This is a genomic window from Streptomyces sp. NPDC048415 (genome assembly GCF_040651675.1).
GTDB lineage: Bacteria > Actinomycetota > Actinomycetes > Streptomycetales > Streptomycetaceae > Streptomyces.
The window spans coordinates 1-15,473 of record NZ_JBEZKJ010000012.1 but is presented as its reverse complement, the minus strand read 5'-3'; the positions used below and the strand labels follow the sequence as shown (position 1 = coordinate 15,473).

General features: G+C 69.1%; 25 protein-coding genes. 1 reads left to right on the top strand and 24 read right to left on the bottom strand.

Going from position 1 to position 15,473, the window contains the following annotated elements; genetic code table 11:
• Window positions 1–7: 7 nt before the first annotated feature.
• From AB0D27_RS11210 to AB0D27_RS11110, 21 genes are all read right to left on the bottom strand, one after another.
• Window positions 8–220 carry a hypothetical protein gene (locus tag AB0D27_RS11210; RefSeq protein ID WP_362505427.1) on the bottom strand — a complete coding sequence of 71 codons (213 nt, stop codon included), beginning with the start codon at window positions 218–220 and terminating at the stop codon, window positions 8–10.
• A complete protein-coding gene (locus AB0D27_RS11205; protein WP_362505424.1) occupies window positions 217–459 on the bottom strand; it encodes a hypothetical protein in 243 nt (80 codons plus the stop codon). Before AB0D27_RS11205 ends, AB0D27_RS11210 begins: the two co-directional genes overlap by 4 nt.
• Entirely contained in the window at window positions 456–1,160 is a 705-nt protein-coding gene (locus AB0D27_RS11200) for a WhiB family transcriptional regulator (protein WP_362505421.1), read from the bottom strand. The genes AB0D27_RS11205 and AB0D27_RS11200 overlap by 4 nt, the downstream gene beginning before the upstream one ends.
• 122 nt (window positions 1,161–1,282) lie before the next feature.
• Complete coding sequence (locus AB0D27_RS11195; protein ID WP_362505418.1) at window positions 1,283–2,032, bottom strand: VWA domain-containing protein; 750 nt, start codon at window positions 2,030–2,032, stop codon at window positions 1,283–1,285.
• 59 nt (window positions 2,033–2,091) lie between these two features.
• Window positions 2,092–2,376 (bottom strand): hypothetical protein, encoded by a 285-nt coding sequence (locus AB0D27_RS11190; protein WP_362505415.1) that lies wholly within the window; start codon window positions 2,374–2,376, stop codon window positions 2,092–2,094.
• A 73-nt stretch (window positions 2,377–2,449) separates the two neighbouring features.
• Window positions 2,450–2,899: a hypothetical protein gene (locus AB0D27_RS11185; RefSeq protein ID WP_362505412.1), complete on the bottom strand. Its 450-nt coding sequence runs from the start codon at window positions 2,897–2,899 to the stop codon at window positions 2,450–2,452.
• The gene (locus tag AB0D27_RS11180; RefSeq protein WP_362505409.1) at window positions 2,896–3,135 is read right to left on the bottom strand and encodes a hypothetical protein; all 240 of its coding nucleotides are present in this window, start codon (window positions 3,133–3,135) and stop codon (window positions 2,896–2,898) included. The genes AB0D27_RS11185 and AB0D27_RS11180 overlap by 4 nt, the downstream gene beginning before the upstream one ends.
• Window positions 3,132–3,731 carry a hypothetical protein gene (locus AB0D27_RS11175; RefSeq protein WP_362505407.1) on the bottom strand — a complete coding sequence of 200 codons (600 nt, stop codon included), beginning with the start codon at window positions 3,729–3,731 and terminating at the stop codon, window positions 3,132–3,134. Before AB0D27_RS11175 ends, AB0D27_RS11180 begins: the two co-directional genes overlap by 4 nt.
• The gene (locus tag AB0D27_RS11170; RefSeq protein ID WP_362505405.1) at window positions 3,728–4,147 is read right to left on the bottom strand and encodes a hypothetical protein; all 420 of its coding nucleotides are present in this window, start codon (window positions 4,145–4,147) and stop codon (window positions 3,728–3,730) included. The genes AB0D27_RS11175 and AB0D27_RS11170 overlap by 4 nt, the downstream gene beginning before the upstream one ends.
• Window positions 4,148–4,168: 21 nt before the next feature.
• Window positions 4,169–4,468, bottom strand: coding sequence for a hypothetical protein (locus AB0D27_RS11165; protein ID WP_362505402.1), 300 nt, complete (start codon window positions 4,466–4,468; stop codon window positions 4,169–4,171).
• Entirely contained in the window at window positions 4,465–5,637 is a 1,173-nt protein-coding gene (locus AB0D27_RS11160; protein WP_362505399.1) for a hypothetical protein, read from the bottom strand. Before AB0D27_RS11160 ends, AB0D27_RS11165 begins: the two co-directional genes overlap by 4 nt.
• Before the next feature lie 63 nt (window positions 5,638–5,700).
• Complete coding sequence (locus AB0D27_RS11155; protein ID WP_362505397.1) at window positions 5,701–6,213, bottom strand: hypothetical protein; 513 nt, start codon at window positions 6,211–6,213, stop codon at window positions 5,701–5,703.
• Complete coding sequence (locus AB0D27_RS11150) at window positions 6,210–6,698, bottom strand: RusA family crossover junction endodeoxyribonuclease (protein ID WP_362505394.1); 489 nt, start codon at window positions 6,696–6,698, stop codon at window positions 6,210–6,212. The genes AB0D27_RS11155 and AB0D27_RS11150 overlap by 4 nt, the downstream gene beginning before the upstream one ends.
• Window positions 6,695–7,054 carry a hypothetical protein gene (locus AB0D27_RS11145; protein WP_362505391.1) on the bottom strand — a complete coding sequence of 120 codons (360 nt, stop codon included), beginning with the start codon at window positions 7,052–7,054 and terminating at the stop codon, window positions 6,695–6,697. Before AB0D27_RS11145 ends, AB0D27_RS11150 begins: the two co-directional genes overlap by 4 nt.
• Window positions 7,051–7,449, bottom strand: coding sequence for a hypothetical protein (locus tag AB0D27_RS11140; protein WP_362505388.1), 399 nt, complete (start codon window positions 7,447–7,449; stop codon window positions 7,051–7,053). The genes AB0D27_RS11145 and AB0D27_RS11140 overlap by 4 nt, the downstream gene beginning before the upstream one ends.
• A gap of 394 nt (window positions 7,450–7,843) precedes the next feature.
• Window positions 7,844–8,320, bottom strand: a complete 477-nt coding sequence (locus tag AB0D27_RS11135; RefSeq protein WP_362505386.1) for a hypothetical protein — start codon at window positions 8,318–8,320, stop codon at window positions 7,844–7,846.
• On the bottom strand, window positions 8,317–8,985 hold the full coding sequence (locus tag AB0D27_RS11130) for a LuxR C-terminal-related transcriptional regulator (RefSeq protein WP_362505383.1): 669 nt from the start codon (window positions 8,983–8,985) through the stop codon (window positions 8,317–8,319). The genes AB0D27_RS11135 and AB0D27_RS11130 overlap by 4 nt, the downstream gene beginning before the upstream one ends.
• Window positions 8,978–9,280, bottom strand: a complete 303-nt coding sequence (locus AB0D27_RS11125) for a hypothetical protein (RefSeq protein ID WP_362505380.1) — start codon at window positions 9,278–9,280, stop codon at window positions 8,978–8,980. Before AB0D27_RS11125 ends, AB0D27_RS11130 begins: the two co-directional genes overlap by 8 nt.
• Window positions 9,273–9,779 carry a hypothetical protein gene (locus AB0D27_RS11120; protein ID WP_362505377.1) on the bottom strand — a complete coding sequence of 169 codons (507 nt, stop codon included), beginning with the start codon at window positions 9,777–9,779 and terminating at the stop codon, window positions 9,273–9,275. Before AB0D27_RS11120 ends, AB0D27_RS11125 begins: the two co-directional genes overlap by 8 nt.
• Window positions 9,780–9,977: 198 nt before the next feature.
• On the bottom strand, window positions 9,978–10,130 hold the full coding sequence (locus AB0D27_RS11115; protein ID WP_362505375.1) for a hypothetical protein: 153 nt from the start codon (window positions 10,128–10,130) through the stop codon (window positions 9,978–9,980).
• Window positions 10,127–10,375: a helix-turn-helix transcriptional regulator gene (locus tag AB0D27_RS11110; RefSeq protein WP_362505372.1), complete on the bottom strand. Its 249-nt coding sequence runs from the start codon at window positions 10,373–10,375 to the stop codon at window positions 10,127–10,129. Before AB0D27_RS11110 ends, AB0D27_RS11115 begins: the two co-directional genes overlap by 4 nt.
• Before the next feature lie 210 nt (window positions 10,376–10,585).
• On the opposite strand from AB0D27_RS11110, the gene AB0D27_RS11105 reads away from it, so the two are divergent.
• Window positions 10,586–11,095, top strand: coding sequence for a helix-turn-helix transcriptional regulator (locus tag AB0D27_RS11105; protein ID WP_362505369.1), 510 nt, complete (start codon window positions 10,586–10,588; stop codon window positions 11,093–11,095).
• A gap of 930 nt (window positions 11,096–12,025) precedes the next feature.
• On the opposite strand, the gene AB0D27_RS11100 is transcribed toward AB0D27_RS11105, so the two are convergent.
• From AB0D27_RS11100 to AB0D27_RS11090, 3 genes are all read right to left on the bottom strand, one after another.
• Complete coding sequence (locus AB0D27_RS11100) at window positions 12,026–13,519, bottom strand: recombinase family protein (protein ID WP_362505366.1); 1,494 nt, start codon at window positions 13,517–13,519, stop codon at window positions 12,026–12,028.
• A gap of 111 nt (window positions 13,520–13,630) precedes the next feature.
• Window positions 13,631–14,821, bottom strand: a complete 1,191-nt coding sequence (locus tag AB0D27_RS11095) for an acyl-CoA dehydrogenase family protein (RefSeq protein WP_362505363.1) — start codon at window positions 14,819–14,821, stop codon at window positions 13,631–13,633.
• Between the two features lie 116 nt (window positions 14,822–14,937).
• Complete coding sequence (locus AB0D27_RS11090; protein ID WP_362505360.1) at window positions 14,938–15,312, bottom strand: ferredoxin; 375 nt, start codon at window positions 15,310–15,312, stop codon at window positions 14,938–14,940.
• Window positions 15,313–15,473: the final 161 nt, after the last annotated feature.

Below are 15,473 nucleotides of genomic sequence, written 5' to 3'. Positions count from 1 at the left end.
ACGGTCCTTACTGGTCGGTGGGGTGTGCGGTGGTGCCGAGCTCGTCGATGGCGCGGCAGGTCTTGAGGTGGCGGCGGCGTTCTTGGCGCGCCTCGTACTGGTCGTGGATGCGGGTGACGGCGTGGTAGCAGGCCACGGCGAGGGCGACGAAGGCGATCAGGCCGATCAGTGCGGCCAGACCGCCGATCGCGGCCACGGAGAAGATCTGACTGGGTGTCATCTCGGCTGTTGCCTGCGGGGCTTGTTGATCGCGGCGTGGACGGCGGCTCCGGTGAACCCGGTGCCGGACAGGAGGAATACGAAGGCCCACAGGTCCAGGCCTCGGTACACGGCGTCGCAGCCGCCGGTCAGGCAGGCCAGGGCGATCAGCGCGCAGAACCAGGAGTCGCCGGCGTTGAAGGCCAGGGCGAGTACCGCGACCAGGGCTGTCGCGAAGGCGATGGTGCTGAGCGTGGTCACGATGCCGCCTTCAGTCGGTTGGGGAGCAGGCCGAGGACGTCACGGATGCGGCGTACGGCCGGTGTGCTCAGGTCTGCACGGCGGGCGATGTCCACGTCGGACAGGCCTTGCGACCACAGCCGGTACACGTGGCGCTCTTTCGGCGTCCGTCCGCGCACGCATGGCTTCGGCGCCTTCGCCTTCGCTGGTGCGGGTTTCGGAGTAACGGGTGCCGGATCCTTGAGTGCGGGTTTCTGGGGTGCGGGCCTGACGGCCTTGGCGGCCTTGGGGGGCGCCTTCCTGCGAGACCTGGAGTCGGTAGACGCCGCGTGCCGTCGCGTGTCGCCGCTGCGGCAGACCGGATCGACCGGCTCGCCCAGAGAGAAATGGCGCATCAGGGCCTGGTAGGTCCCGCACGCGGGCGGGGTGCCTTCGGAGGCGATGAGGTCGTTGCGGTTGGCCTCAGGGTCGATGCGCCACCGCTCCCCGGGGCCGAGGCCGGCGACGATGCCGTGCCTGCGGTCCCGGGACTCTCCGCGCTCGGCTTCGAGGACGGCTGCCAGGCACTCGACGCGGACGGGGCAGCGGCTGCATATCGCGCGCGCCATGTACTCGAATCGAGGGTCGAAGAAGAGCTCACCGTCGTGGTGGCAGGCCGCTTGTTCCTGCCAGTCGAGGCTGCGCCGGTGCGTATCGGGGACCTGCCCGCTGTAGCTGGTCACCGCCGGTCACCTGGGCAGTGACGTGTTCGGGGTGGAAGGCATGGTCTCCTCCGTGGACGAAGTGGTGTAGCGGGCGCCGTGCTTGAGGCACGGGAAGGGTTCACCGCAGTACGGGCAGCCGTTCACGGCAGCAGGTTCTTGGCCCGGGCGGCGGCCAGCCAGGCGCCGAACTCCTTGGTGATGCCGTCGTAGACGGTTGCGTCGGCGAGACCCTTCGGGTCGGCTCCGGCGTGGAAGTAGGAGGCGTTGTCGACGAGGCGGCCGCCCATTTTGTCGAGCTGGTTGAGGAAGGCGACCTTGCTGCGGCCGAAGCCGAGGAAGTTCCAGAAGATGGGCAGCTTGGAGGCGGTGGCGAGCTGCAGCCGGGCCGCGTCCTGGTCCTGGGGGTCCCCGTCGGTCTGGAAGATGACGAGAGCGGGGTCGGTGGCAAAGCTGTCGCGGTAGTGCTCGATGACCGTGGTCATCGCCGTCGTGTACAGGGTGCCGCCCATCGTGGGCTCGCCGCCGTGCATCCGGTGCTGCTCGGCGACGACGCCTTCGTAGCGGTCGAGGCTGATCTCGACGACCGGGTACGGGCGGCTGTCGAACATCACCAGAGGCACGGTGCTGTCGTCGTCGAGGTTCGCGGACAGGCCGAGGACCTGGTCCGCGAGGTGCTGCACGCTGCCGTTCGCGAAGTAGTCCTTCATGGAGTACGAGCGGTCGACCACCAGGTAGACGGCGGCGCGCTGACCGGTCAGGCCGCACTTCTCCAGCGACACGGCTGCGGTCTTGGCCAGCGATACGAGGCCGGCAGGGACGCCGGTGAGCGGGGGTACGGCCACGGTCGTGTGGGACGGGGCGGGTGCGGGCTTCTTGAATCGGTCGAACATGATTGTTCTCCTTGGGGTGTTGGTGCGGAGCTGTTGGTGCCTGTGCTGGAGCAGCGGGTTCAGTTGCAGGTGGGGTCGTTCCGCACGACCGCGAGGGACGCGTACGACGAGTCGCCGTGGTAGGCGATGTAGATCCGGTTGCCGTGGTCGCACTTGGTGGCGGCGTTGGTGAAGCCGTCGGGCATGCGGATCAAGTCGGCTGCGCTGCCGTTGTCGTGGCCGGAGCGGGGCGCGTCCTTGAAGGGCTCGGCGGCTTTCTTGTTGCAGCCGGCGAGCAGGCCGAGGGTGAGCAGTGCGGCGGCGGCCGCCACGGTGGCGCGGGTGCGGGTCAGGGGTCGGTGCATGGGGCGGTTCTCCTTGGGGTTGGTGCCGCCCGCCGCCGGGCCGGTGACATCCGGGCGGCGGGCGGAGTTTGTGTCAGGCGCTGGCGCGCCACGCTGATGCGGTCTGGTTGGCGAACTCCTGCGCGTAGTCGGGCAGGGCGCTCGCGTCGTCGGCGGGGCTGGGGCCGGTGAGCTTCTGCCGCATGGCGCGGGCGTTGGCGAGGTCGGCGCTCAGCTGGAGGTTCTCGGCCTGCGTTTCGTCGTGGTTGGCGAGCTGCTGCTCCAGGTCGCCGATCCGCTCGAGCGCCTGGCGCAGGGCTTTGGCGTTGTCGTCCCGCTCTCGCCTCGCGGCTTGCACTTGAATGAGCAGGTGCCCGATGTCGCAGGCGAGGCTTGCGTTCTCTGCGTCGAGACGGGCGGCATCTGCGCGGAGCGACGACTTGGGCAGGACATGCCGGTGAAGGCCTCGGGCAGCGGGTGCGACGTAGTAGGCGCACGCCGCGGTGCCGGCGATGCCGAAGGAGAGGTAGACGAACCCGATCACAGCGTCCTCCTTGACGGCCATGGCCGGGGCAGCTGGCCGAGCATGCGAGGTGGCCCGGGCGGGAAGGGCTGGCTCGGGTCGAAGCGGGCGCCGCCGGTGGCCTCCGCGAGCTCCCGGTAGGCGCCTTCGTTGGCCCGCTGAAGGTCGTCGAGCCGATCGGTGAGCTGTGCCACCAGTTCACGCAGAAGACGGTTCTCCGCCTGCGCCTCGCTGACTGCGTAGTCCTGGGGATTCACCGCTCGCTCCCGCCGCGAGGGGCGCCCGTGTAGCGCACCCAGACGGTGGCGCCGGATGCCGAGGGTGTGCACACGGGTTCGAAGCTGCCGCTCGGCGCGTAAGCGCCCCTTCGGCCTTCCCCGTTGCGGATGCGCTGTGCCGCACGGCGCCCCGAGTCGAAGGATCCGTAGGACTGCACGAACACCCATTGGCCCGGGCATTTCCGTGCGGTGCGGGCGATGCTGCTGTGGTCCGTCCAGGTGCGCGGCAGGGGCTGGAGGGGCATCCCGGGAGCTCGGCCGGCTGTCTGCGGGGGCATCGGCATGACGTGCTCGGTGAGTACTCCGGTGGCCGGGGCATAGTTCTGGGGGCGGGTCCAGTCGGCCTCGGGGAACGCCTTCCGGATCAGACGGGCGATCTGGCGTGTGTGACCGGCTGCCGGGATTTCCCGCCGGTCAGAGCCGAGCACCATGACGCACCAGGCAGTGCCGTCGCCCCAGGCCGCGGGCGTGAGACGGACCTCGGCGGGTACCTGCAGCACGAATTCACGCAGCCGCTCCGAGAGACGCTTGCGGGTCAGAACGTGCGCCTTGTGGCTCACGAGTGCCGTCGTCACGCTGCACCCCCTGCCGGGTGGAAGCAGATGCGGACGCCGGCCATCAGACGGTCGTACGAGGCGACGGTGCGTGGATCCCAGGCGTGTTCGGGGCCGTGGCTGTCGCGGAACCAGGCATCGCAGGTGGCGAGCAGGTTCTGTTCGCGGTCGGCGTCGCGGGCCAGGGTGCCGCCGTCGGCGGGCGTGACCAGGTCACCGTGGTCGGCGGCGAGCTGCTGGAGGGCACGCTCGAGGGCCGGGGATTCCATGGCGTGCCGGTCGGGGTCGTCGAGGGGCAGCGTGTCGTGCAGGCGCTGGAACGTGACGGTCTGCACGCGCGGGTTGTGGCGCAGCTGGAAGACGTCCCAGCGGGCGCGGAGCGCTGTGAGCGGGTGGTGCGGGGTCGTGCGACGGCTGATGTGCACGGTTGCGGTCATCGCCATCGCCTCCCTTCAGGTTCAGTCGGTTTCGGAGTGGTGGAGGGCCGCGCGTGCAGCGGCGGCCCCGCGTTGTGCTGTCTCGGGTGCGGGCTGGCGGCGGCGCCGCCAGGGCTCTGGGGCCTGCGCGAGCAGGTCGGGGGGTTCTGCGTCGGGGTCGGCGATCAGCTGGGCGACGGCGACCAGGACGCGGCCCCAGCTCATGTCCGCGCACCGGGCCTGGGCGAGAACGTCGCGGAGCTGGTCCGTCGACCAGTCAGGGCGGGTCGCTGCGGCGAGCTGGATCAGCTGGTGCGTCGCGGGGCACGGCACGTCGCTCACGTCGGCCTCCCGAGCGGCTCGGGGGGCCTAGGCGGCGGATGGCAGGTCAGCTCGGCGCAGGCCTTGCACGGGGCGCCGCTGTAGCGCATGACACCGCCGTCGCAGTCGGCGAGGCCGCACCGGGACGGGCGACGCTCGGGTGGCTTCAGGGCCGCCTTGAGCAGCCACCGGCCCGCGTTGCGGATGTCCTCGGTGGACGCGAACCGGAACTCCAGCCGCTGCCGCAGCCGTTCACCGTCTTCGCCCGCGTTGAGCTGACGGCCGATCTCCCGGGCCGCCTCCCGGACGACGTACGGCGACAGCCCGGCCAGCAGCACCTTCACCGGCTCGAGGACTTCCCAGATCCGCGGAGCGAGAGTCAGCTCAGGCCCCGTGTACGCGCGGCGCTGCACGGCTGGAAGCGGAACCCGGTCCGGGTTATCCACAGGGCCTCGCGCTACTACCTGCTCTCGCCTACGGCGGATGTCCAAGGCGGCACGGGGCGGATCATCGGGTGAGTCAGTCTCGTGGTCTTCCTTAGACGCGAGGGATCCCTCACCAAGATCCGCACCCGATCCCTCATCAGCGTCCGCAGTCAGTGTCTGGTGGGTTGGCTCGTCGTGGACGGTGTAGAGGTGGCGGCCGCGGTATCCCGCCCTCCGGTCCACACTGATCCATCCCAGGTCTTCGAGGCCTGTGAGGATGCGCCGCACCGACCGCGGGTCGAGGGGCTCGCCGGCCTTCTGCCCGGACCGGTGCCGTAGCACCTGGCCCAGTTCGGCGAGGGTGAGGTGGTGCCCAGTCGCGGTGGCGTATGCGAGCGCGGCGTACGTACGCAGTTGGCGTGGGCTGAGCGCTTCAGCGGCCCGGGTGGGGACCCACGCCCCGTGCTCTGCCCGCGCGGCCACCCGGACGCGGCGTACGGCGGTGTGCCCGCGGCCGCCGCGGTGGGTCCGCCGGTAGCTGGTGACCTCGGCGACGTCGTCGTCGGGTGCCGGGCGCATCAGCTGCGTCAGGGCCCGCTCAACGGTCGACCGGGACAGGCCGAGCAGCCCCGAAAGGTAGGTGACCCCAGCCTCACAGCCGCTTTCCCGACGGGACAGTCCCGCGATCTTCACGTACACGGGCAGCACGGCGTCGGCGTAGTAGCCGACCACGACACGCAGCGGAACACGGACGCGCTGAGACATGGGGTCACCTCCCTTCAGGGGCAGTGGGGTTGGGTCATCGGCGCCCGATGAGCGCCGTATGGTTCAGGCGTCGTCGTCGTGGTCGCGGGCGGTGTTGAGGACGGCGCCGAGGCCTTCGGCGAGTGCCTGCATCTCGTGCCGGACCTCTGTGACCGTCAGATCCGGTCCGTGCACCAGGCGCTGGGCGTACTCCCGCCAGTGGGCGAGGCCCGCGCGGAGCCGGGCGGTCTCGATGAAGGCGAGCATCCCGCCGGTCAGGCGAAGCGTGGACTCGGAAAGCTCCAGCTGCCCTTCGTCGTCGAGGGTTCCCCGGGCGGTCCGCTGGAGGTGGAGGAAGCGCTGCGCCTCGCGGACGGCCGGCTCCTGCTCCTTGTTCGGCAGCTCCAGGCCGACGATGCGGACCTTGACGCTCGGCTCCTTCTCGGTGCCGGGCGCGGGCTCGATCCGCTCGATGTGAGCGAACTCGACGATGGCCATGCGGCGGCTGCCGGGCTGGTCGTACAGCGGCCGGACGTGCGACTCCAGCGCCTCCTGTGCTGACGCGCTGACTCGTGCGTCGAACTTCAACTGCGTCACGATGACGCCTCCTTGGTGGGGTTGTTCAGACGCCAGACGCGGATGACGGCGCCGGGATTGCGGAGGGCGTCCGCCCCTGTGAGCACGAACCGTTTGCCGGACGACAGGCTGGCGACGACGCTGTCGTCGACGAGCACGCCCGCGTCCTTCAGGGCGTCCTGCGTCGAACGGATCAGCTTGTCGAGGTCGGGCTTGCTTGTTGGAAAGTCCGGTGCGGAGGCCTTCAGCCGGCCCGCGTTCCGGCCGGTGCCGTAGTGGCTCTTCGGTCGCTGGAGCGTGAAGGTCACGTCGACGCACACGGGCTCGTTGAGCGGTTTCCACTCTTGGTCGTAGGCGAGGGCGTCGAGGGCTGCGTGCTTGACCGCCTCGCGCCACGGCTTGACCTTGGCGGACGACTCATAGAGGGCACCGGCCGCGTTGCGGGTCTTGGATCCCTGAGGGCCCGGCGTGCCGTGCACGGTGATGTGGAAGGCGGGCTGGGTCACGACGTCTCACCGCCGCGCGCCTGCCTGTCGAGGTCGTCGCCGGCGCACTGCAAGATCTCACCGACGTCCGGCACGTCGAGCCCGGGCAGCATGACGAGTGAGGCGATCTTGGCGCCCGCGTTGAGGAGTACAGCGGCGATGTCCGCAGCGGCGACGCCGGTCTGTTCGGCGAGCTGCTGGGCGAGAATCGCGCCGAGCCTTCCCTTCCTCTGCACGCCGGGGTCGCTGGCATAGCGGCGTCGCTGCTCCCGAAGGTGGTCGAGTGCCCTCTGCTGGGACCACTCGTCGGCTCGGATGCCCTTGAATCCGCGTGCCTCCAGCATCCGCAGAGCGAAGTCTTCGTAGTCCTGGCTCACGACTGCTCACCGGCCTTCGCCTGCAGGTCGAGCTCGTCGGCGGCGTACTGGAGAACGCCGGACACCGTCGTCCCTCGCAGACCGTGTAGCTCGGCGAGCACGCCGACCGCTCCCCCAGCCGCCATCAGGACGCTGGCGATGTCTTTCGGGGCGACGTCGACCACTCCGGCGATGTCGACGGCCAGCAAGCGCGCCACCTGACCGATGAATTCGACGTGCGGGTCTCCGTCCTGGCTGCGTCTGATCTCGCGGAGTGCAGCGAACATGCCCTCCCTGGTGTAGGTCTCGGACGTAAAGGCACGTCGGCCCTCTGCGGCCAGTGCGCGGGCGACGGCCGCTCGGAACTCGGCGGCCTGCTGCTCATCACCCTCGCGGGCAGTGGTGTTGTCGGGCATCGTCATCCTTCCGAGGGCGTGCGCTGGATGCGCGCGCCGTACGGGCGGTACATCTCGGGGGTGTCCGCCGGTATGCCTGCGGGGGTGAGTGGGCCCGTACGGCGCAGGCAGGGTCTGCGGGACGGAACGGTATGAAGGTCCCTCTCCTGCCTTGGCTTCCTCTGCTGCCGTTGGTGCGGCGTAGGAGGACGGCTTTGACGCCGTACGGGTAGTCGGGACCCCGCCCGGCGCAGGCAGAGTCACCGGAGCCGAACGGTGTGGCTCCTCGGCTGCCTTGGCTACCGCGGTGGCCGGCCTCCCGAGGGCGGCGACGGTCGGCTTTGACGCCGGGCGGGTGGTCATCACGGCTTTCTGGCTTTGCGCTGATAGGAGGCGAGACGGCAGTGGAGGTCGTTCACCGCTTCACCGTCCGCACGGTCAGCGTGGGAGTGGGAGCAGTGCGAACGTGCTCGGCGATCTCGCGCATCTGCTCGGCCCAGCTCGGGGACAGATCGCGCGGCGTCTGCCCGGCGAGGGCCTTGAGGACGTCGCCGTGCACGGTGTCCAGCACGTCGACGGGCTCCGGCAGAGAGCAGATCTCCAGCAGGCCGAGCGCAGTGTTGTCCGGGTGCCAGCCGGTGAAGACGACCGGTCCGGCGTACGGCTGCAAGGGCGCTCCGAGCGCGGCGAGCACACATGAGCCGGTGATGTTGCGCGGGAACCGGTCCGGATACCGCAGACCGACGTCGTTGACCCAGCCAGCCACGAGGAGGCGGGGCAGGTTGACGCGAGCCTTGCCTTCGACGCCGACGAGCGTGTCCCAGTCGGGTTCGCCGTGGTGGTGGGTGAGTTCGCCGTCCGCGGCGATGACGGCATGAGTCGTGGGGGTCATGACGTGGTCTCCGTCGTGTCAGTGGGGTCGCCGAGGTAGCAGCCGAGGACGACCCACTGGCCGTGGCCGTCAACAACAGCGGAGGCGGAGAAGGCCCCTGCCGGCTGAACCTCTTTCAGCAGGCCCTTATTGATCCGCCAGGCCGCGTTGTGTGCGCCGCTGTACGTGCCGTACGGGCCGATCCGCACCTTCACGCCGGGCTGCTCACGCATCTGCTGGACACATTCGCGGTAGTAGGCCTGCCAGGCCCGAGGGCTTTTGGTCCCCGGGAGCTCCGGGGAAAAGCGGGGCGTGCGCAGATCGGGCAACCATCCCTGCTGACCGGCGATGGCTGCCGCCTGAACCTGGTTCGTCGCGCCGATCCGGTGGTAGATGTCGGTGCAGGTACGGCGGACTGTGCTCAGCGCAATGTGCAGCTCGGCGCTGATGCTCTGGTACGTCTGGCCGTTGGCGAGCCGCCTGAGTACGTCCAGCTCGCGCTCTTTGAGCGGGCAGGGGGCTGTCTGGACGTCCTCGGGGCGGTGTTCGGCGATGATCGTCTCGATCGCGGCGAGCGTGTCGAGGTCGCTGTCGCCTGAGGCGGCGCCCCACAAGTCCTCGATAAAGGCGGCGAGTTGGTCGGCGTCGAGCTCGACGGCCCAGGGGAAGGCACGGGAGTCAGACATGGCGGACACCAGCCTGCGCACTCTGCAGGACGCGGATGCGTCGCTCGAGCACGCGCACCTGGTCCGTGAGGCGTGCGACTTCACCGAAGTACCTGGGAAGGGCCTCGCGGGCGAAGGCGATGAACTCGACGACAGGCACTCGTTCCCTGTCGGACCACGTCTCCAGGAAGCAGATCGGGCCGACCTGGTCGGGCAGGCCGTGCTCGCTGGGCTCGACCTCCCAAGGGCCCTTCGGCAGACTGAGGATGACCTTCTGGGTGCGGGCCAGGTACTCGGTGGACAGCGGCTCAGGCACGGCGGTCTCCGCTTCCCGAGTACGCGCGGGCCTCGCGGAGTACGTCGGCGTAAAGGTCGACGTGCCCGCAGGGGTTGTCCCAGCGGGAGACCGTGTACGACTCGCCGTCCTCGGGGAGGCGCTCGCTGCGCAGAGTGTCCACGCCGCGCGGGCCGCCGCAGACAGGGCAGACCGCGGGGATGGTGATCGTGCGGATGGTGACGCCGACGTAGTCGCGTCCGGAACCCCGGTCGCAGACCCGGACGGTCATCGTCTCGGGGCGGTCCTGCGGGTCGGGCGCCGCCTTGGCATCGTCGACGTCGAGCGCGGCGAGAACCTGACGGAGCGTTTCGCGCAGCGCGCCGAACTCGCCGGCGACGGTGATCGAGTCGGCGGTGTCCATGTCGAGGGCGTTGGCCTCGCGGAGGGTCCGGCGCGCCTGTTCGCGGGCGATGTCGAGCGGGGGAACGAACGCCGACAGGGCCGGCGGTCGGTCGGTGTGTGCGATGCTGGTTCGCATCGGGTCCACCTACTTCCTCTCAAGGTGATGGGCGGGTGGGCCGAGGGCTCGCCAGGGGCGTCTGGCGGGCCCTCAGTGCGTTTCAGGAGCCGAGCGGTCTGGCCGTACGGCACCGGCGGCAGGCCATCCGCAGGACTGGGTTGCGGTGGCCGCAGGCGTCGCACACCCAGCCGCAGACGGCGTTGAACAGGAAGCGCATCAGGCCGCTTTGCCGCGGACGCGTCGGCGCCGTGTGACGGTGCAGCCGCGCAGCGGCAGGAGCGCCCGCACTCGGTCTGCGTCCTCGGCGCTGGGGCACGGTGCGCTGTCGACGACGCTGCGGATGTAGGCGGCGCGCTCGGTGTCGGTCATGACGCGGCCGTCCCGCGGCTCAGGGCCTCGAATTCGTCGTCGTCCTCGGGGACCAGGTCGGCGATCTCGCAGCCGAGCACCTCCGCGACCTTCTTCAGGGTCTGCGGGGAGAAGTTCGCCTTGCCGAGGCTCACAGCGGACACCAGTTGCTTGGTGACGCCGACCTGGAGTGCGAGTGCGTTCTGACTCAGACCCGCCTCCACCCGGCGTCGCCTAAGCCGCTTGGGATCTACGGGAGTTCTCATGTACCAGACTGTATGTGACTGGCTCTGACAGTACAAGCTTTTACGAGCGAGCGACTCTCACTTTTTTTGACTTGCCCTTCAAGTCTTGTACTGGAGCTCACCGAGCTCCGTTCCGTGTGTGCAGGTTGTGTGTGGAGCCCTAGTCATAGGGACGAATGGGTCCGGTACAGTCCAAGAAAGTCCAACACGTAGGGGAGGGGAGAGACGGTCATGGGAGCACCGGCGACACCCCCACCGCCGGCAGAGGCAACGCTGATCCGCCTCGTGCGGGAAGCAGCCGGCCTCAGCCCGGAGGCGGCGGCCGCACGCATGGAGATCAAGTTCTCAGGCAGCAGATGGCGCCAGATCGAGCGCGGCTGGCGCAAGGACTCGAACACCCCCGTCATCGCGCCGGACTCAACCCTCGCCCAGATGTGCCACACCCTCGGCATCAGCGCCGACCGCCTGACCGAAACCGGCCGGGAGCAAGCGGTCGAGATCCTGCGCGAGATGGAGCGCTCCGCCACCGCGCCCCAGCCCCTGAAGCCGGACCGTAACGTCCTCGCCGAACTCCCCCAGTACCAGGTCGAATTGATCCTGAAGGCGCTGGACGAGCGGCCGCGCTCCAAGAGGGAAAAGGCGCTCCTGCTCAGGACGCTGGCAGAGGAGCTGGAGTCGGACGCAGACGACGACACACCCAAGGAGCCGACGGGCCGTCAAAATGGTGATCGTAGCGCCTAGTTAGGCCTTCCCCAGAGCTAGGTCACGGGCTGGTCACGATCCGCATTTATGCGTCATAGGTAGTCCAACATTGACGCACTCTCTACTCCTGCATCACACATCTATTTCAACCGCGTGCTGCTCGTAGGGGATGAGGATCATGGTGATCATTCTCGCGTGCGCACTCGGCGCCAGTGCTCTGATCGTGTATCTGCTCTTCCGGCGGCTGAGGCAACTCAGCTGGCAGCTCACTCAGCTACGCGTCGAGCGCGACTGTGAACGCATACTCCGCGCCATGGGAAGGTCCCGCGCGGAGGTCAACCTGACCGAAAGGGAGGACGCACAGAAGACTTTTCCAGCGGAATTTCCGGTACGCCGCAAACGCCACCTGTCCCTGTACCGCGGCGGGAACTTCGCCGCATTCGTCAAGGGCCGCCGTCATCAGCGGCACATGGCAGCAGCAGGGACGGCCGCTTTCGCGGCAGCGGCGGCGGTTGCCGCGCTGATAGCCACGCCGGACGGGAGTCTCCCCGGCCTGCCTGACGATGCACTTCCCCACACCCTCAGCTCGGCACCAAGCCTGCCGGAGGCTGACCCTTCAATGGCGCATCCTGGGCTTGCGAAATCGCACTCGAGCCGCTTCGGGCCGCGGACGCCGGCGGGCGATGCCGAGACCGTCACGACATCGCCGTTACCTACGGGCCGTCCGTCCGCGAGCGTGTCTCCCCCGGCCTCGCCGGTCCCACCGGGTACGTCATCGGCTACGCCGACAGGCGACCCCACGCTTCAACCGCCACCGTCAGCCAGCGACACCACCAGCACACCCACGGTCGTCCTCTGCCCGGACGCACAGGCACTCCCCCAACTGCCCCTGTGCCTCGGCCACTGACCACTCCGCGGCGTGGCCCCTTGCGGGCCGCGCCGCGCCGGCGCTTCTGCGGGCGGCGCCCTTCAGTGACGCCACTCGATGCGCTCAGCGATCGGCTGGTACCGCCCGCGCGCCTGGGTGGGCAAGATGTAGGGACGGCCGAGCAGATCCGGCCGCATGAAGGTCCGCGCCACTTCCCGGCGGGCGCTGATGGGCGCTTCGTGCCAGGACTGCCACACATCAGTGCCCGGCCGGATGATGCTGAGCACCGAGGACGGCACGGTGAGCTCCCGTTCCCGGTCCTCGAGCGCCTGGATCTCTTTCTCCTTCTCCTCCAGCGAGTTGGCGATGACTAGTGCCTGGGACACGTTCTTGGCCGTCGCCTGCCGGAATTCCTGCCGCTCTGTTCGCGCTTGGGCCAACCGTGCACGCACGAGGCCCAGTTCCTCGCCGTCCCCGGCCGGGCGAGCGAACAGGTCGTAGATGTCGTCACGGGCCAGGTACTCCAGCAGCACGCCCGGCCGGGGCTTCATCCTGCCGTTGCGATCCTCGATCTCGCTGCCGATGAGCAGGTCGTCGACCGCTGCTTTCTGGATCTTCATTCCGCATCGCTTGCACCGGTAGACGGGCTGCCGGTCTCCCTGCTGCCTCACGCTCGGGTGGATGTCGCAGCGGCTGCACATCAGCGCGGCCGTCAGAACGTGGCGCGCTCCCCCGCCGCGGTAGGTGACCCGGCCGGGGTCGGTGACGCGTCGGTAGACGTTCCAGAACCGCTCGGGCGTCACGAGACCGTCCCACACCCCGTCGTACACCTTGCCGTTGTGGTGCCGCAGGCCTGCGTACGAGTGCATGACCGCCATGCGGCGCAGGTGGCCGTGGGTGAACGGGCGACCGCTGCGGTTGGTGAAGCCGCGCTTGCGGAACTTGCGCTCGATGTCGTTGACAGCGTGGCCGGCCTCCAGCATCCGGAACAGCTCGCGGGGGACGATGCTGCGCGTCGTGTCCTCAACCCAGGTGACCAGCTTGCCTGTCCGCTCGTTGTAGACGGGCTTCAGCCCGTACGGTGCCTCGCCGTGCGGACGGCCCTTCCGGGCCTCCTTCGGGGTGGTGCGGGAGACGCGGCGGTGCGTCTTGTACGACTCGTACTCGCTGTCGACGGCGTCATCGATGAGGGCTTTGCGGTCACGGCCGTTGGCGGGGTCGTACAGACGCTCGTGGGTGGTGACCCAGATCCGTACGCCCTTCTCCTCGCACAGCTCGATGAACGACACCCACTCGCCGACACGGCGGGATCCCCGGGAGGACTCCCACAGCATCAGGATGTCGGCTCCGAAGCGGCTCTCACGTCCGGTGGGTCCGCTCTTCAGGTCCTCGACGAGCTGGTCGAAGTCGTCGCGGCGCTTCCTTGCGTAGCGGCTCGCACTCAGGCCGTCGTCGACGTAGGGCTCGCCGAGCTCCCAGCCCTGGTCGTCGGCCGCATCCCCGTTGTCGGCGCCCTGGTCCTCAATGCTCGTGCCGCCCTTGGCGTCCGACAGCCGCCGGTACTCGCGGGCACGCTGTACATCGTCCTGCGTCATGTCCGCGAGTATGCCGAAGTTTGGGGCCCCCTGACGGTGCATCTGCCAGGTCACCGAGTCGGGACCGAACAGCCCTGGGTCACTCGCCTGGAAGGCCTCCACACCAGCAGGCTAACGCCGTACCCGCGGCATCCCCAGACCGATCCACGAGATGATTTCGCGCTGGATCTCGTTGTTCCCGCCACCGAAGGTGAAAATCACCGCCGACCGGTAGCCGCGCTCGAGTTCGCCGTGCAGGACCGCGCCCGCGGAGCCTTCCTTGAGGACGCCGGGGGCGGCGACGACCTCCATCAGCCAGGCGTACGCGTCCCGGCGCGCCTCGGAGCCGTAGACCTTGACGGCGGAGGCGTCCTGCGGAGTCAGCGTGCCTTCCTGGACGGCGTTCACCATCTGCCAGTTGAGGAGTTTCATGGCGTCGAGCTTGGTGTGGGTCCGCGCGAGCAGGCGGCGCACCCACGGCAGGTCGACGACGCGTCGGCCATCGGCGAGCTTGGTCTCCATCGCCCAGCGCTGGACGTCGTGCAGGGCGCGGATCGCCATGGTGCCGTGCGCGGCGAGCGTGACGCGCTCGTGGTTGAGCTGATTGGTGATCAGCCGCCAGCCCTTGTTCTCCTCGCCGACCCGGCGCGAGACGGGGACGCGGATGTCCTCGTAGTAGCTCGCCGTGGTGTCGTGCGAGGCGAGGGTGTTGATGATCGTGCACGAGTAGCCGGGGTCGGAGGTCGGCACCAGGAGCATGGTGATGCCCTTGTGCGGCGGGGCGTCCGGGTCGGTGCGGACGGCGAGCCACACCCAGTCGGCGGTGTCGCCGTTGGTCGTCCAGATCTTCTGCCCGTTCACCGTGTAATGGCCGGTGGCCTCGTCGCCCTCACGCACGGCCTTGGTCTTGAGCGCGGCCAGGTCGGTGCCCGCGTCGGGCTCGCTGTAGCCGATCGCGAAGTCGATCTCACCGGAGACGATCAGGGGCAGGAAGTAGCCCTTCTGCTCCTCGGTGCCGAACTGCATGATCGTCGGGCCGACCGTGTTCAGCGCCATCAGCGGCAGGGGTACGGCCGCCTGGGCGGCCTCGTCGAAGAAGATGAACTGCTCCATGGGACTCAGCCCGCGCCCGCCGTACTCCTTGGGCCAGCCGACGCCCAGCCAGCCGTCCGTGCCGAGTCGGCGGATGGTGTCGCGGTAGAACCGCTTCTGCGCGGCCGGGTCCGCGTACCGGGCGTAGGCGTTGTCGGGCACCAACTGGGCGAAGTAGCCGCGCAGTTCGGTGCGCAGCCGCTGCTGCTCCGGCGTGTATTCGAGATGCACGGCGCCTCCTGGCTCCCCAAGGCCGAGCTGACGGCGCACACCGTAGAACGTGTTTCAGAAATTGGGAATGCCGTTGACATCACCGGTGGAGCGGTGACTGCCGGTCCGGGAACCCGTCAGCGCAGAGTGGCGAGAAAATCCGTGCACACCTGGGCGCATTCACGGCATGCCTTCGCCCCGTCCTCCGCACCGGGGTACCGGTCGAAGACATGCGCGGACTCCAGGCACACGGCACGGCACCACTCCACCTGGACGCGGATACCGCTCTCGTCCTGCTGGAGCTGCTCGGACAGCACACGGCAGGTCGCGTCGCACACTTCCGCGCACATGATGCCCTTGCGTCGTACGAGGTCCTGTTCCTTCGGCCCGTCCGGATCCATGAGGCTCGCGCGCAGCGCACACGCCCGTGCACACTCGGTGCAGGCCTGAGCGCAGGCGAAGCGGTCCTCCAGGAACCGGAAGAGCTCCTGTTGGGAAGTCGTCGTCGTCACACAGCGCGGGTAGCCGTGGACCGTCGCGTCAAACCCGGAACGTGACTCCTCCCCGCCCTGAAGGGCGGGGCTTCTCGCTATGCCGGGTTGGCGTCGCGACGGGCCAGCCCGGCCCGTAGAACGTTGAGAGCGCCCACCGTGTCAGCGTGCGCGTGGTGGTT